Here is a 13,484-nt window from a genome sequence, read left to right as displayed (position 1 = left end):
CACGGGCGGCACGCGGAACCCTGTGCCGCCGCACCGCCGCGCGCATCGGTGGAGGACGCCGTGGTTGGCTTACGGAAGCGATCGATCTCAAAGCTGGCGATTGCGCGCGACCATCGCGCCGTTTCGCCAATTGCGCGCCGCGCAGGAACGGCGCTTCGTCGTGAGTGTCAGAGCGGCAACGGTTGGGCGGCGTCGGCTTCAGTCGGTGGCGTGTCGATCCACGCCGACACGGATGGGCCGGATAATCCGGGGATCTCAATGAGACCAAGCCTTATCGCCCTCACGACGGCGACCGTCCGGCTGTTCGTGCCAAGCTTTCTCATCGCCTTCTTGAGGTGGAAGTTGATCGTGTTTTCGCTGATCTTGAGGATGATTCCGATATCCCAGGAGGATTTGCCCTCTGCGGTCCACTTCAGGCATTCGCGTTCGCGCTGCGAGAGCCCAATCGCCTTCTTGCCCATCGCTGGCTGGGCAAGCTCGCCAAAAGCAACATGGAACTGACACGCCAAGGCGTGAAGATGCTTCATATGCCGGATCGGGTCGGCATCGTCGAAGCTGGATGCAAAGGATAGAACGGAGATGCGCCCCGATGGCCCAAACAGCGGCACGCTCACCCCGTGCTTGAGACCGGCTTCGCGGCTCTCACGAAGGACCAACCGCTCGCCATCCTGCAGCTGCTTCTGCTCGAGCAGCTGATCCCACATGAATGGACTGCTATGAAACGGGGTTCGCCTGACGACCGGATCGATCTCGTGATACTTACGCTCGAAATAGTGCTCTCGCCAATCGAGCGGAAAGTTGAGAGCGACGGCCGGCATCGGATGCTCTGGCAGCCGTACCGTCTCTTCATAGTTCAGGGCGCCATAAGCCACTTGGCCGAACCCCTCATCGGCTGCAGAACTGACGAGAAGATCGAAGAGGTCGGACAGCGACTGCGTGCGGTTTGCACAATCGATGAAGCTGAAGAGGTCCATTGCTACCTCACGGCAGACAAAGCTGCGCAAACTTCCGCCCAGATGTGATCGTGAAAACGAATCCGTCTGAATGTCCCGATTGCCGACGGTCCGTCCTTGCCCCCTCGTCTGCCTCTATCAAGGCGAGAAGCAGGCGCTTGCTTGTCCAAACTCCAACCCAACCTGAGGTAGACCGTACCATGATACGCTCCGTCGTGCAATTGACGATCATATTCGATTGATTTTTTCAGAAGCCGCGATGTCATCAACAATGCCCTTCTCCGGAAGCGGCGGCCCTGACGATCTTGCCGACTCCGGCAATCAGATCCCGCAGCAAAGTGCCTGTTTGATGAGCGATCTTCGGCACTTGTGTCAGCATGCACGAGATTGCTGGTACAAGTTTCGATCGGATCATGCGCACCAGGGACATTCTCCCGGCACGCAGCACGCGCAAGTCAGGCCTCGCGGCCATCCCAAGCTGAACCCGTTCAAACGGGCCTGGACGAGCCTTGCAAAAGCCAAGAACTACACCCCAATACAACTCAGAATTGCGCCAGATTGTAGGTGATATTGGGGCGATGTCTGACAGTTGTCTTCCTCTGAGCAGCCGGTAGGACAGCAGCCGCTCCACAGACGCGCGAACTACTCGACTGGGTAGCTGCCTCGCTGACGCTGTGCCGATTAGTCTGCATCTTCCCGTCACGTGGCACATTGGAAGATGCTCATGCGTACCCTTTTAATCAGGTGGGAAACCGTCCATCGATATGGCGAAGCCTGGATTTCGCATCATCGGTTGCGGTACCGGATGTTCGTCGAGCGCCAGGGGTGGTCCGTGCCTCATTATCAGGGCATGGAATATGATGAGTTCGACACACCGGCAGCCACCTACATCCTTGTCGTGGACGAGCAAGATCAGGCGCTTGGAACTGCGCGGCTGATTCCGACCACACGCCCCTACATGGTCAAGTCCTTGTGGCCTAACCTGGTTGAAGGCTTGCTGCCGCATTCGGACGAAATCTGGGAAGCATCGCGATTCGGCTGCGATCGTGCGCTGAGCACCGGCGGACGGCGCCGAGTGATCGGGCAGCTCATACAGGCTTGTCAGGAATTCGGCCTCGCCAACGGCATCTCGTCCTATCTTGGTGTCATGCCCAGCTGGATCTTCAAGAATGTCATCGCTGCCCATGGCTGCCCGGTGAGGCCACTGGGAGCGAAGCTGCCGTTTCCGGGGCATGACATTGGGGCAGCCTATATCGGGGTATCATCAGCCGTGCTGGAATTGGTTCGCCAGCATACAGGCGTCCCTAAAGCGCTGCATGAAAGCCCTTCTCCTGGGCCTGTCCCATCAGCATTGTCCCCGCGCTTGGCAGAGGATGCTCCATCGGAGCCCAAAGGACTGGCCTGCAGCCCAGAGTTGGAAGGGCTCGTGGAGGCTGGATGAGCGCGATCCCCGAACCTTCGACCATCTTGCCGCCGCAGGGCCCGCCAGTGAGGGCCGATCAGCGCTTGCATCAGGCTTTGGGCCTCAGCGCGATTGACCGTCTCTGGAGAAGATGCGGCATCACCGCAATCGGTGGCGATCAACGCGTCGGCTCCTTCGCTCAAGAAAGCCTGCCACGCTGGATTTGCCGCTCACAAGCTTCCTGCTTCAGGAACACCGAATGTATCAACTTTGAGCGCCAGTCGGTCCTGGTTTGTATGCATTGCGGAGGAAGCCAACGCGATGCGTGGCTCCGGGACTATCTGGCCTTGATGGCTGGTGCCCGCTTCGACTTGGCAAACGCCCGATCAGTCGCCATGAAACGTGCCACCATTGCCGAGGCCAGGCGACCAAGATCATTGGCCGGCTGGTCCGAATGGCGGCCGACAGCTTCGGCATAGGCCTGCAGATCGCGAAATACGCTCGCTGACAGTTCGACCGTGATTTTGACCGGCTTCTCATCGGGAAGTTCCGAGATCTTCAGCTTCGCCATGACTGCTACCCCTGATACGGCTCGAGCACGAGGTCACGATTGACGATCACGCGGACCGGAAAGCCCGGCCTCACTGTCAGAGTCGGCTGGACGTTCATCTGTTGACCAACCAGCTGCTGACCTGTGCGGCTCATGGAGTTGCCGAAGCCCTGGCGGAGCGCCTGGATGATCGCGGCATTGTTCGTATTTTGATTGGTGCCCGCGTTGACCTCGCTGCCCATCGAGAGCAGCGTCGAGAGCAGCGCTGCGCCAACCAGCTGCCTGAAGTGGTTATCAACCTCGTCCGAGAGACCCGAATAGCCGGCAGCGTCGGCGCCCTGCTGCCGTTCCAGAACGATCGACCGTCCATTGGGCATGATCAGCCTGGTCCAGACCAGGAGCACGCGCGATTGCCCGGCCGTCACCTGGCTATCGTATATCCCGATCAGCCGCGCGCCCTGCGGGACAAGCAGGAAGCGGCCTGACGGCGAATCGAACACGTTCTCGGTGACCTGAGCGGTGATCTGCCCCGGCAGGTCGGAGCGAATGCCCGTGATCAGGGCGCCCGCAATCACGGTCCCGGCCTGAACCACATAGGGGGAGGCCGGCCGGCTGACACGGTCGGCACTCGTGGTCCGGCGATCGACCGCGGCATTGACGAAGGCGAGCTTGCGGTCCTGGCCATTCTGGGCGAATGCGTCGTCGGGACTGGACATCGCGCCCGCGCGTTCGCTGGTCTGAGGCCCGCTCGCCGCGGCCTCGGTGCCACGAACATTGACCGTCGCAAACAGGCGGCTCAAGCGAGCGGCATCCCGCTCCTGCTCATGGCGGAGCTGCTCCTGATCGGGGGTGACCGCAAGTGCCTGGCCCTGCGCAGCGACAATCGCCTTGCCGAGATCCCCGGGCAGCGGCGGTCCGATCACTGGGACGTTCCTGGGAAGACTGGTGTAGTCACGCGGCAGGGCCGAAACCCCGTCCGCGATGTCGTGATGATCAGTGCTGTAGAGCTCGGATGGACCCGATTTGCTCGGCCTGTTGGTCTGCAATGTCCAGACGACGGCGCCTCCCATCAACAGGAGCGCAACTGCACTGCCGCCGGCCAGGACATTGCGCGACAGCCGCGTAACCGGCGGAAGATCTCCGTTCAGGCGCATTCTTTTCGTGCGCCGCTCAGCCTTCTCGGCTGCAGACGGAGCCTGAGACGCAGAAGCCTCATCCTCCCCGTTTTTCACCCTGAGGCTCCGTCGGTTCTGACGATCCTGACCTTGCGCTGCTCCTCGCCGCCGAGGCGCAACTCGGCCGCGGCAAACAGCCGATCGACGATCATGATGTTGCGGAAGGCACGGTAGTTGACGATCTCGGGCGCACCATCGCTCCCGATGACGAACAAGGGCGGCAATTCACCCTGCACAATGCCAGGGGCAAACTCGATATAGACCTTGCGACCGTCGTCATAGGCGTTGACCGGCCTCCATGGCGGATCATCCCCCTCGATGCGATAGCGGAAGCGTCGCAGCGCCGGATTGGGCAGCTCCGGCCTCAAGACGAGCTGGCGCGCTCTCGTCTCGGCATTCTGGGGATAGTACCAGGCCACGGCGGGCATATACGGCTTGTCACGAGCGCGCAGCTCGAGCAGATAGGTCCGCCGGTCGGTGTTGACGATGAGATTGGTTTCGATCGCGGCACGCGTCGGCTTGACCAGGATGTGGACGCGGCGGCGTTCGCCCGCACCGCTCTCGGTATCGCCGACGACCCAGCGCACGGTGTCGCCGGCGGACACGGGCCCCGACCCTGTGAGCTGTTCACCTTCCTCGAGCATGATGTCGGTGATCTGCCCGGGCGCCGCATAGACCTGATAGAGCGCGCCGGGACTGTAGGCATAGATCTGCGTCGCGTTGAAGTAGCCCTTCTTGCGCGGTTCGACCCGCGCCGCGCTATTGGCCATCTCGACGCGGTCGAGCGGCTCCGCTTCTTCCTGGGCTCCCGCCTTGCCACCAAGGGACACTTTCCAGGGCGGCGGAAGATGAAGCGGTGGAACCTTTCCATCCAGCGCAGCTGGCGGCGCCGGCAATGGTGGTGCTTCGCTGTCATAGCTGATCTTGGGCAGATTGGTCGTTGTGCAGCTGCAGAGCAGCACCAGAACGGCGGCTCCCGCCGTCATTGGCCCTCCAGCCCTCCGGACCATTGGCTTGCTCATTGCGACAGCTCCTTCGACCAGTTGATGGCCTGGACGTAGACGCCGAGCGGGTTCTTGCGCAGGCGGTCAGCATCGTCCGGCATGGCGAACACGAGGGTGAGGATCGCGCTCCAGCGTTCGGTCGCAACCGAGGCGCCGTTCTCGTAGCGACGCTCGACCCAGGCGATCCGGAAGCTGTCCGGCGAGGCGCGGATCACACTGGAGACCTCGACCGAGACCTGGATCTTCCCGAGCTTGCTAAAAGGATCATTGGAGCGGGCATAGTCATTCAGGGCAGCCGCGCCGCGATCGGTCGTGAAGTCGTAGGCGCGCAGCCAATTCTGGCGCAGCACGATGCCATCGGCCGGCAGACCTCTCACGTCCTCAATGAACCGGGCAAGATGGAAGGCGACCTGCGGATCGGTCGGCACGTAGTCAGCCACCGCAGGCGCTACCCGCTGGACCTCGCCGAGATGGCCAACCTCGACCACCCAGGGCGTCACCGTACCGCGGGCCGACTGCCAGATCAGGGCGGACGCGAAGCCTGCGGCGAGGGTGAGGCAGCCGAATGCCATCAGCCGCCAGTTCTTGGCCTGCACGCGCGCAGAGCCGATGCGCTCATCCCAGACCTGTGCTGCCTTCTGATAGGGCGTCACCGGCTCGGGCGTACGGCCGTAATGAACAGATGACCGCTTGAACATGTCAGGATTTCCCCTCGGAGAGATCGACCGCGCTTCCCTGCCCGCCGCGCTCGGCATGGCGAACGGCTTGTGCCGTTGTAGATGCGCCCTGATGGACGGCGCGCGCTGCCTTCATGCGCTGCGCCCACATCGGAGAGCCCGAGCCATCGGCCTGACCCGGCTGATCCGAGCCGCCAGCCTGGACATTCGCCCTTTGGCGAAGGGGACTCGCGTTCGCTCCTGCTGCCTCGGCGGCAGCGCCGCTGACGCGCCCTCCGCCGGACGCCGCCGCACCAAGCGGCGCGACAGCACGGCTTGCACCAGAGATCGCGCCGCCTGCGAGCCCCGCTGCGCCAGCGGCCATGCCGGCGCCGGCCACGACGAGACCACCCGCTGCAAGCGACGTCCCGACCGCGCTCCCTGCTCCAAGCTGCGGTCCACCACTGACAAGACCATTGGCGATCCCGGGCCCGAACAATCCAAGGCCGAGCAGCGCCAGGGACGCCAGGACCAGGGCCATGGCACTCTCGACGGTCGGAGGATCGCCGCTCGTCACCTGGGTCAACTGACCGAACAGGGTCGAGCCGGTTCCTGAGATCACGGCGAGCAGCAGAACCTTCACACCGGAGGAGATGACATTGCCGAGCACACGTTCGGCTGCGAAGGCGGTCTTGCCGAACAGACCAAACGGGATGAGCACGAATCCAGCAAGCGTCGTGAGCTTGAACTCGATCAGGGTGACAAAGAGCTGGATGGCCAGAATGAAGAAGGCGAGGAGCACGACCACCCACGCAAACAACAGGACCGCAATCTGCAGGAAGTTCTCGAAGAAGCTCACATATCCAAGGAGGCCCGAGATCGCCTGGAGGAGCGGCCGCCCGGTATCGAGACCCACTTGCGCGATCCTGCCCGGGCGCAGGAAGTCCGCCGCCGACAGCGCCGAGCCCGAGGCCTTCAGGCCGAGTGCTGCGAAGCTCTCGAAGACGACCCGGGCGAGGCTGTTCCAATTGCCGATCAGGTAGGCGAACACGCCGACAAACAGCGTCTTCTTCACCAGCCGGGCGACGACATCGTCCTCGCCGCCAAACGCCCAGAAGAGCGCAGCAAGCGTCACATCGATGGTGACGAGCGTGGTTGCGAGATATCCGACCTCACCGCCCACCAGGCCAAAGCCGCTGTCGATTGTCCGGGTAAAGGTCTCCAGGAATTGATCGATGATCCCCGTTCCTGTCATCGGGCAATCTCAACCATGAGCTGCCGGGCAGCCGCGGCGGGGGATCCGCCAATTTGGTCCGGAACGCTCGTCATCATCAGTGAAACATTCGTACGTTGGAGGGCTGGTCGCCCTGACCCTGCGTCAGGAAGCGGCGGAGCTGTTCGCGTGCCTGATCCTGGGCCGCCGCGCGCTCCGCCATGGTGAGGCTCTGCGCCCGTCCCTGGGCGGCCACAACCGCCGTCAGATCCGCGAGCTGTTGCGCCTGCATCGCCAGGATCTGGTTGCCGGCTTGCCTGACAGCCAAGGCGCCGGCGGCTCCTTGGCTCGCGGCAACCAGCACGGCGGACTGGCTCTTGATGGTGTCGAGATTGCCGACCACGCCTGCCTGAAGCTTGAGCGCATCCTGCAGCGCGGCCACGGACGTCTGCCAGCGTGAGCGCGCATTGTCTGCGAGGTCAGCGGCGCTGGCGCCGGCGGCTGCCGGCGCATAAATCGTCTTGAACGCCCGCTCGATCTGCTGCACGTCGTAGGCCAGGCGCTGAGCCTGCTTGAGCAGATCCTGGGTCCGCTCGATTGATTGTTGCAGCTGCGTCAATGACGAATACGGCAGGTTGACGAGGTTGCGCGACTGATTGATCAACATCTCGGCCTGGTTCTGCAGGGCCACAATCTGATTGTTGATCTGCTGCAGCTCACGTGCGGCGGTCAGCACGTTCTGAGCATAATTGTTGGGGTCGAAGACGACGAGCTGGGCCCGCACCGGCCCCGCCGAGGTCAGAACCAGCAGCGCCAACGACGTGGCCCATCGCTTGCCAGAGATCATTGCCGCGTCTCCAGATTGTCGAGGCGCGGGATGAGGTCTGCTGCCCAGCCAAGCTTGAGATGCCGCAACCACGCTGCCGCAAAGCCGTCCCTGCCGGCGGACTTCAGAACGTCCGAGATCGCGGCCTGATCGGCTTTGGACGACGCCGCGGCAAAGGCGAGCGCGACCTCGCCGAGGCCAAGCTCGAACATGCGGTTGCCCCGGCGCGACTGGCAGTAATAGTCGCGCTTAGGGGCCGCACGGCTGACGAGCTCGATCTGACGATCATTGAGACCGAAGCGACGATAGATGCCCATGATCTGTGGCTCGAGCGCCCGCTCGTTCGGCAGCAGGATGCGGCTCGGGCAACTCTCAATGATGGCGGGTGCGATCGGCGAGCCGTCGATGTCGGATAGCGACTGGGTCGCGAAAACGACGGAGGCGTTCTTCTTGCGCAGGGTCTTCAGCCACTCCCTGAGCTGGCCCGCGAAGTCGGCGTCGTCCAGCGCCAGCCACCCTTCATCGATGATCAGGAGTGTCGGGCGACCGTCGAGCTGCCGGGCGATCTTATGGAACAGATAAGCGAGGACAGCAGGAGCTGCAGCGGTCCCGATCAGCCCCTCGGTCTCGAACACCTGGACCGACCGATCGCCCACGAGCTCATGATCGGCATCCAGCAGTCGTCCGTGAGCGCCATCGAGGCAATAGGGCTTGAGGGCCCGTTTCAAGCTGTTCGACTGCAGCAACACCGACAGGCCGGTCAGGGTCCGCTCAGAAGCTGGCGCGGAAGCCAGCGAGGTCAGCGCCGACCAGAGATGCTCCTTGGCGTCCGGGGTCACCACGATCTTCTCGCGGACCAGCAGGCCGGCGATCCAATCCGCCGCCCAGGCGCGCTCCATCACATCGCCGATGCCTGCCAGCGGCTGCAGCGCGATCGAGGTCTCGCTATCGGCCGACAGCGCTCCACCGAGATCATGCCAGTCACCTTCCATGGCAAGCGCGGCGGCCCGCAGGGAGCCGCCGAAATCAAACGCAAGGATCTGCGCATTCGGATAGCGGCGGAACTGCAGCGCCATCAGCGCCAGCAGCACCGATTTGCCGGCTCCGGTCGGTCCGATCACCAGCGTGTGGCCGACATCGCCGACATGGAGCGAGAACCGGAATGGCGTCGCGCCCTCGGTGCGGCCGAACAGCAGCGCAGGCGCCCTCAGATGATGGTCACGCACCTCACCTGCCCAGACCGCCGAGAGCGGGACAAGATGGGCAAGGTTCAGCGTCGATAGCGGCGGCTGGCGCACATTGGCATAGACGTGCCCCGGAAGGCTGCCGAGCCAGGCCTCAACCGCATTCACAGTCTCCGTCATGCAGGTGAAATCGCGCCCCTGGATCACCTTCTCCACCAGGCGCAGCTTCTCGTCAGCCCTCGCCGGATCAGGATCCCACACCGTCACGGTCGCGGTGACATAGGCCTGGCTGATCTCATCGGAGCCGAGATCCTGCAGCGCCGCATCGGCGTCAGCGGTCTTGTTGTGGGCGTCGCTGTCAACGAGGCTTGCCGCCTCGTTGGTCACGACCTCCTTGAGGATCGCGGCCAGAGATTTGCGCTTGGCAAACCACTGCCGGCGGATCCGTGTCACGAGCTTCACGGCATCCTGCTTGTCGAGCATGATGGCGCGGGTCGACCAGCGGTAGGCGAAGGCAAGCCCGTTCAATTCGTCCAGCAGTCCTGGCGTCGTTGCAGAGGGAAAGCCGATGATGGTGAGCACGCGGAGATTGACCGCCCCCAGCATCGGCGCGAGGCCGCAGGTCAGCGGCTGGTCGGCGAGCAGCCCATCCAGATGCATGGGGATTTCAGGGACGCGGACCCGCTGGCGCTTGGTCGAGACGGTCGAGTGCAGATAGCTCAGCACGGCGTCGTCGCCGAGCCAGCCGCATTCCGGCATGAAGCCGCCGACGAGCTGCAGAATGCGGTCGGTGCGATCGACAAAGCTGCGCAGGATGTCGCGGCCGCGCGAGCCCTCCGGCTGCGGCGCGCCTTCATAGAGCACGCGTTCGGAACGGGCTAAGTCTTCTCGCGGCGGCAGGTACAGAAACGTCAAATAATAGCTCGACTCGTAGTGCGCCGCCTGCTCCTCGAACTGTGCCTTTCTCTCGGCATCGACCAGGGCGGACGCGGCATCCGGAAACACGCAAATTGGGTAGGCTCCGGCCGAATGCCGCTGCGCCTCGACGAAGATCGCCCAGCCCGACCCCAGGCGCCGCAGAGCGTTGTTGAGACGGAAGGCGACTGCTGTGAGCTCGGATGCGACCGAGCTCTCCAGGTCAGGCCCGCGAAAACGCGCCGTCCGTTGCAGCGAGCCGTCCTTGTTGAGGACGACGCCCTCGTCCACCAGCGCCGCCCAGGGCAGGAAGTCCGCAAGCCGGATATTGGTGCGGCGGTATTCGGCCAAATTGAACATGGGAGCCTCACTGGCTGAGATGATTGGGAATCCGCAGGTGGCGGCGCACGACCTCGACAAAGGATGGATCGCGCCGTGTCGCCCAGACCGCGACCATGTGGCAGACGAACCAGAGCAGCAGGCCGAAGAACCAGAGCCGCAAACCGAGGCCGAGCGCCGCCGACACGGTGCCGTTGACAATCGCGACCGATCGCGGCGCGCCCCCGAGCAGAATGGGCTCGGTCAGCGAGCGATGCACAGGCGCGCTGAAGCCCTTGATCTCACTATCCATCAGAACACCACGCCGCCGCCGAAGGAGAAGAACGACAGGAAGAAGCTCGAGGCGGCAAAGGCGATGGAGAGACCGAAGACGATCTGGATGAGCCGCCGAAAGCCACCGGAGGTTTCGCCAAAACCCAGTGACAGACCCGTCGTGATGATGATGATCACGGCGATGATCTTGGCGACCGGTCCCTCGACTGAAAGCAGGATCTTGTTGAGCGGCTGCTCCCAAGGCATGTTCGAGCCCGCCGCATGCACCGGCGCCACCGCCACGAGCACTGCGGCTGCAGCAATCGCAATCGTGGCGATGGACCAGCAAGACAGTCGCGCCTTCATCGCTGATCTCCCAAAGGAGCGAGGATGTAGTCTCCGCAAGGTGAGAGCCCCTCGACACGCACGAGCTCGCCGAGCCGCCGCTGCGAGCCGCGCCCGGCGAGAACGGCGATCACGTTGATCGTCTCGGCAATCAGAGCGCGTGGGACGCTCACGACGGCCTCCTGAATCAGCTGCTCCAGCCGCCGGAGGGTGCCGAGTGCGGACCCGGCATGAATGGTGCCGATGCCGCCGGGATGGCCGGTGCCCCAAGCCTTGACGAGATCGAGCGCCTCCGGCCCGCGGACCTCGCCGATCGGAATGCGATCCGGGCGCAGCCGAAGCGCGGCGCGCACCAGATCCGAAAGCGACGCCACACCATGCTTGGTTCGAAGCGTCACGAGGTTGGGCGCCGAGCATTGCAGCTCGAGCGTATCCTCGATCAGCACGATGCGATCGCCGGTCATCGCCACTTCAGCCAACAAGGCATTGACCAGCGTGGTCTTGCCGGTCGAGGTGCCGCCGGCCACCAGAATGTTGCAGCGGTTGGCAACAGCCCGCCGCAACGCGCCGGCCTGATCTGCGGTCGCAATCCCGCAAGCCACGTAGTCGTCGAGCGTGAAGACGGCGATCGCGGGCTTGCGGATGGCGAATGTCGGGGCCGCAACGAGCGGCGGCAGCAGGCCTTCGAAACGTTCGCCCGTCGTCGGCAGCTCCGCCGACACGCGCGGAGAGCCCGCATGGACCTCGAGCCCGACGTGGTGCGCGACCAGCCGGACGACGCGCTCGCCATCACCGGCAGCGAGGCTCTCACCGGTATCGGCCAAGCCAGACGCGAGCCGATCGACCCAGAGCCGGCCATCTGGATTGAGCATGATCTCCACGACGGATTGATCGTCGAGATGACGCGCGATGGCAGGCCCCAATGCCGTCCGCAGCATGCGGGTGCCACGCGTGATGCGCTGTGTCTGGACGAAGCCGGTCACTCTCATCTCCGATCATTGAAGCGCGGTCAGCATCGCTTGTGATGATCAAAGATGCAGACCTCCTGCAGCAGCAAGACCAACAGCGCTTCGGGTGTAGCCTGGCGCAGGAAAGCGTAGAGACAGGAGGGCTCTTTCGGGCGGGACAAGCAGATCACCAAGGCGGGGCAGCAGCTTTCAGAGCGCAGGTCATGGGCCCGCAGCACCGCCCCCTCACGGCCGAGAGCGACGGCGAACACTGCTATAGCGAAGGCGAAGGTCGCCGCCGGCGCCGCGGCGTCGGCTCACCATCTGGCATGGCTTGGCGGCTCGCGGGAGAGAGCCGGGCGATCGCTTGAGGTCGCGACGAGGTCGGCCATGACAAATTCGGTCCCGCTGCTCGCCTCCGATGATCGCGGTCTCTGCTCTCCTGGAGCGGCAAACCAAATCAGTGCTGCTGCCTGCAGCGCGAGGTTCACTCCGAAGGCAACCTGATAGGCGATGACAGGATAATGCCCATTGGATTGCGGCCATTGGGCCAGCAAGACACCGATCCCGTACTGGGCCAGAAACCCCCACCCGAAATGCACCACGTTCAACGCCCCGTTGGCGCGGCCGGCCAATTCCTTCGGGTAATAGTCCGAGATGATCGCAAAGCTGAGCACGGTGGCGGCGCCGACGATCGCGATGATCAGCCAGGGCGCGATCGCCGGCAATGGCAGCCGCCACACCAGCGCCAGCTGCGCCGCCATGAAGAGCACGGCGATCAAGGCCAGCAGGCGCTCTGGACCTACTCCCCTGCGACGCGTCCAGTTGGCCAGCGCACCGAGCATCCACGCACCGAGGCTGAGCATCAGGGCAGTCAGGCAAAGCGCTGTCACGACTTGGGTGCGGGTCATGCCCTCCACGTCGGCCAGCCACGCGGATGCCCATAAGCCCTGGAGCGACCACGCCGATCCGATGCAGGCTCCGGATAGCGGCGCGACCCTCCAGAACCGGACGTCGCGAAGAATGCTCCGCAAGCCACCTGCTTCCGACGCGGACGACGCCTGCGTTTCGCGCTCCGGCACCAGGCAATAGATCAGGATCGCCGCTGCAGCGGTCGCGATGGCCAGGATGTCAAACAGGCCGCGCCATCCGGTCTTCACCATGATCGCCTCGGCGGGCAGCGTCGCGCTGACAGCGCCAAGCGCCCCGAGCATGACCATGTACCCATTGACCAACGCCACCCGCTCGCGCGGAAACCACAGAACAATGGCCTTCAGGCCCGCGGTCAGAGCCGCAGCGACCCCGAGCCCGATCAGGGCGCGTGAGAGGAGCAGCGAGAGCGGCCCCGACGACCTTGCGAAGGCCTCCGCGCCAAAGGCCGCGACGACAAGAAGCGCGCTCTGAACTCGGCGCGGGCCATAGCGGTCGAGCATCATGCCGACCGGGATCTGGGCAGCCGCAAGGACCAGGAAGTAAGCCGCCGTGATCAGACCAAGGTCGGCCGCGTTCAACTCGAGCTCTGAGGCAAGACTGGCAGAGACGAGTCCATTGATGGTGCGAAACAGATAGGACAGGAAATAGCCCATGGCGAAGGGCACAAACACCAGGGCCGCGAGCCGCCAGCCTGTGATCTCTCGATGGCCTTGGTCTCCGGCTTTGGTGCCCTTTCGGCCGAAGGCATAGGCCGACAACGAACTGCCGTGATCTGCGTGCTCGCGGGATG

General features: G+C 63.9%; 13 protein-coding genes. 1 reads left to right on the top strand and 12 read right to left on the bottom strand.

Going from position 1 to position 13,484, the window contains the following annotated elements:
- Window positions 1-167 precede the first annotated feature (167 nt).
- Window positions 168-974, bottom strand: coding sequence for a helix-turn-helix transcriptional regulator (locus tag ACQR1E_RS31385; RefSeq protein ID WP_434897982.1), 807 nt, complete (start codon window positions 972-974; stop codon window positions 168-170).
- A 703-nt stretch (window positions 975-1,677) separates the two neighbouring features.
- On the opposite strand from ACQR1E_RS31385, the gene ACQR1E_RS31380 reads away from it, so the two are divergent.
- Window positions 1,678-2,394, top strand: a complete 717-nt coding sequence (locus tag ACQR1E_RS31380; protein WP_316204428.1) for an acyl-homoserine-lactone synthase — start codon at window positions 1,678-1,680, stop codon at window positions 2,392-2,394.
- A 298-nt stretch (window positions 2,395-2,692) separates the two neighbouring features.
- On the opposite strand, the gene ACQR1E_RS31375 is transcribed toward ACQR1E_RS31380, so the two are convergent.
- The 11 genes from ACQR1E_RS31375 to ACQR1E_RS31325 form a co-directional block, all read right to left on the bottom strand.
- On the bottom strand, window positions 2,693-2,926 hold the full coding sequence (locus ACQR1E_RS31375) for a DUF2274 domain-containing protein (protein WP_316166678.1): 234 nt from the start codon (window positions 2,924-2,926) through the stop codon (window positions 2,693-2,695).
- Between the two features lie 5 nt (window positions 2,927-2,931).
- On the bottom strand, window positions 2,932-4,059 hold the full coding sequence (locus ACQR1E_RS31370; protein ID WP_434897981.1) for a TrbI/VirB10 family protein: 1,128 nt from the start codon (window positions 4,057-4,059) through the stop codon (window positions 2,932-2,934).
- A 74-nt stretch (window positions 4,060-4,133) separates the two neighbouring features.
- Window positions 4,134-5,066 carry a P-type conjugative transfer protein TrbG gene (trbG, locus tag ACQR1E_RS31365; RefSeq protein ID WP_434897980.1) on the bottom strand — a complete coding sequence of 311 codons (933 nt, stop codon included), beginning with the start codon at window positions 5,064-5,066 and terminating at the stop codon, window positions 4,134-4,136.
- 32 nt (window positions 5,067-5,098) lie between these two features.
- Complete coding sequence (gene trbF / locus ACQR1E_RS31360) at window positions 5,099-5,782, bottom strand: conjugal transfer protein TrbF (protein WP_315716441.1); 684 nt, start codon at window positions 5,780-5,782, stop codon at window positions 5,099-5,101.
- A 1-nt stretch (window position 5,783) separates the two neighbouring features.
- Window positions 5,784-6,995, bottom strand: coding sequence for a P-type conjugative transfer protein TrbL (gene trbL / locus ACQR1E_RS31355; protein WP_316204426.1), 1,212 nt, complete (start codon window positions 6,993-6,995; stop codon window positions 5,784-5,786).
- 76 nt (window positions 6,996-7,071) lie between these two features.
- Window positions 7,072-7,800 (bottom strand): P-type conjugative transfer protein TrbJ, encoded by a 729-nt coding sequence (gene trbJ / locus ACQR1E_RS31350; protein ID WP_434897979.1) that lies wholly within the window; start codon window positions 7,798-7,800, stop codon window positions 7,072-7,074.
- Complete coding sequence (gene trbE, locus ACQR1E_RS31345) at window positions 7,797-10,238, bottom strand: conjugal transfer protein TrbE (protein ID WP_316171869.1); 2,442 nt, start codon at window positions 10,236-10,238, stop codon at window positions 7,797-7,799. The genes trbJ and trbE overlap by 4 nt, the downstream gene beginning before the upstream one ends.
- 7 nt (window positions 10,239-10,245) lie before the next feature.
- Complete coding sequence (locus ACQR1E_RS31340) at window positions 10,246-10,509, bottom strand: VirB3 family type IV secretion system protein (RefSeq protein WP_315773483.1); 264 nt, start codon at window positions 10,507-10,509, stop codon at window positions 10,246-10,248.
- Window positions 10,509-10,835: a TrbC/VirB2 family protein gene (locus tag ACQR1E_RS31335; protein ID WP_316166672.1), complete on the bottom strand. Its 327-nt coding sequence runs from the start codon at window positions 10,833-10,835 to the stop codon at window positions 10,509-10,511. The genes ACQR1E_RS31340 and ACQR1E_RS31335 overlap by 1 nt, the downstream gene beginning before the upstream one ends.
- Window positions 10,832-11,803: a P-type conjugative transfer ATPase TrbB gene (gene trbB / locus ACQR1E_RS31330; RefSeq protein ID WP_316161034.1), complete on the bottom strand. Its 972-nt coding sequence runs from the start codon at window positions 11,801-11,803 to the stop codon at window positions 10,832-10,834. Before trbB ends, ACQR1E_RS31335 begins: the two co-directional genes overlap by 4 nt.
- 275 nt (window positions 11,804-12,078) lie before the next feature.
- Window positions 12,079-13,452 (bottom strand): MFS transporter, encoded by a 1,374-nt coding sequence (locus ACQR1E_RS31325; RefSeq protein ID WP_316171871.1) that lies wholly within the window; start codon window positions 13,450-13,452, stop codon window positions 12,079-12,081.
- Window positions 13,453-13,484: the final 32 nt, after the last annotated feature.

This window comes from Bradyrhizobium sp. HKCCYLRH1030 (assembly GCF_051168395.1).
Lineage (GTDB): Bacteria > Pseudomonadota > Alphaproteobacteria > Rhizobiales > Xanthobacteraceae > Bradyrhizobium.
The sequence above is the reverse complement of the archived record's forward strand: the minus strand, read 5'-3'. Positions and strand labels throughout refer to the sequence as shown.

What these genes read in the sequence shown, in the direction of transcription:
- ACQR1E_RS31385 (WP_434897982.1), bottom strand. Translation starts at nt 974, where the DNA reads ATGGACCTCTTCAGCTTCATCGATTGTGCAAACCGCACGCAGTCGCTG.
- ACQR1E_RS31380 (WP_316204428.1), top strand. Translation starts at nt 1,678, where the DNA reads ATGCGTACCCTTTTAATCAGGTGGGAAACCGTCCATCGATATGGCGAA.
- ACQR1E_RS31375 (WP_316166678.1), bottom strand. Translation starts at nt 2,926, where the DNA reads ATGGCGAAGCTGAAGATCTCGGAACTTCCCGATGAGAAGCCGGTCAAA.
- ACQR1E_RS31370 (WP_434897981.1), bottom strand. Translation starts at nt 4,059, where the DNA reads ATGCGCCTGAACGGAGATCTTCCGCCGGTTACGCGGCTGTCGCGCAAT.
- trbG (WP_434897980.1), bottom strand. Translation starts at nt 5,066, where the DNA reads ATGACGGCGGGAGCCGCCGTTCTGGTGCTGCTCTGCAGCTGCACAACG.
- trbF (WP_315716441.1), bottom strand. Translation starts at nt 5,782, where the DNA reads ATGTTCAAGCGGTCATCTGTTCATTACGGCCGTACGCCCGAGCCGGTG.
- trbL (WP_316204426.1), bottom strand. Translation starts at nt 6,995, where the DNA reads ATGACAGGAACGGGGATCATCGATCAATTCCTGGAGACCTTTACCCGG.
- trbJ (WP_434897979.1), bottom strand. Translation starts at nt 7,800, where the DNA reads ATGATCTCTGGCAAGCGATGGGCCACGTCGTTGGCGCTGCTGGTTCTG.
- trbE (WP_316171869.1), bottom strand. Translation starts at nt 10,238, where the DNA reads ATGTTCAATTTGGCCGAATACCGCCGCACCAATATCCGGCTTGCGGAC.
- ACQR1E_RS31340 (WP_315773483.1), bottom strand. Translation starts at nt 10,509, where the DNA reads ATGGATAGTGAGATCAAGGGCTTCAGCGCGCCTGTGCATCGCTCGCTG.
- ACQR1E_RS31335 (WP_316166672.1), bottom strand. Translation starts at nt 10,835, where the DNA reads ATGAAGGCGCGACTGTCTTGCTGGTCCATCGCCACGATTGCGATTGCT.
- trbB (WP_316161034.1), bottom strand. Translation starts at nt 11,803, where the DNA reads ATGAGAGTGACCGGCTTCGTCCAGACACAGCGCATCACGCGTGGCACC.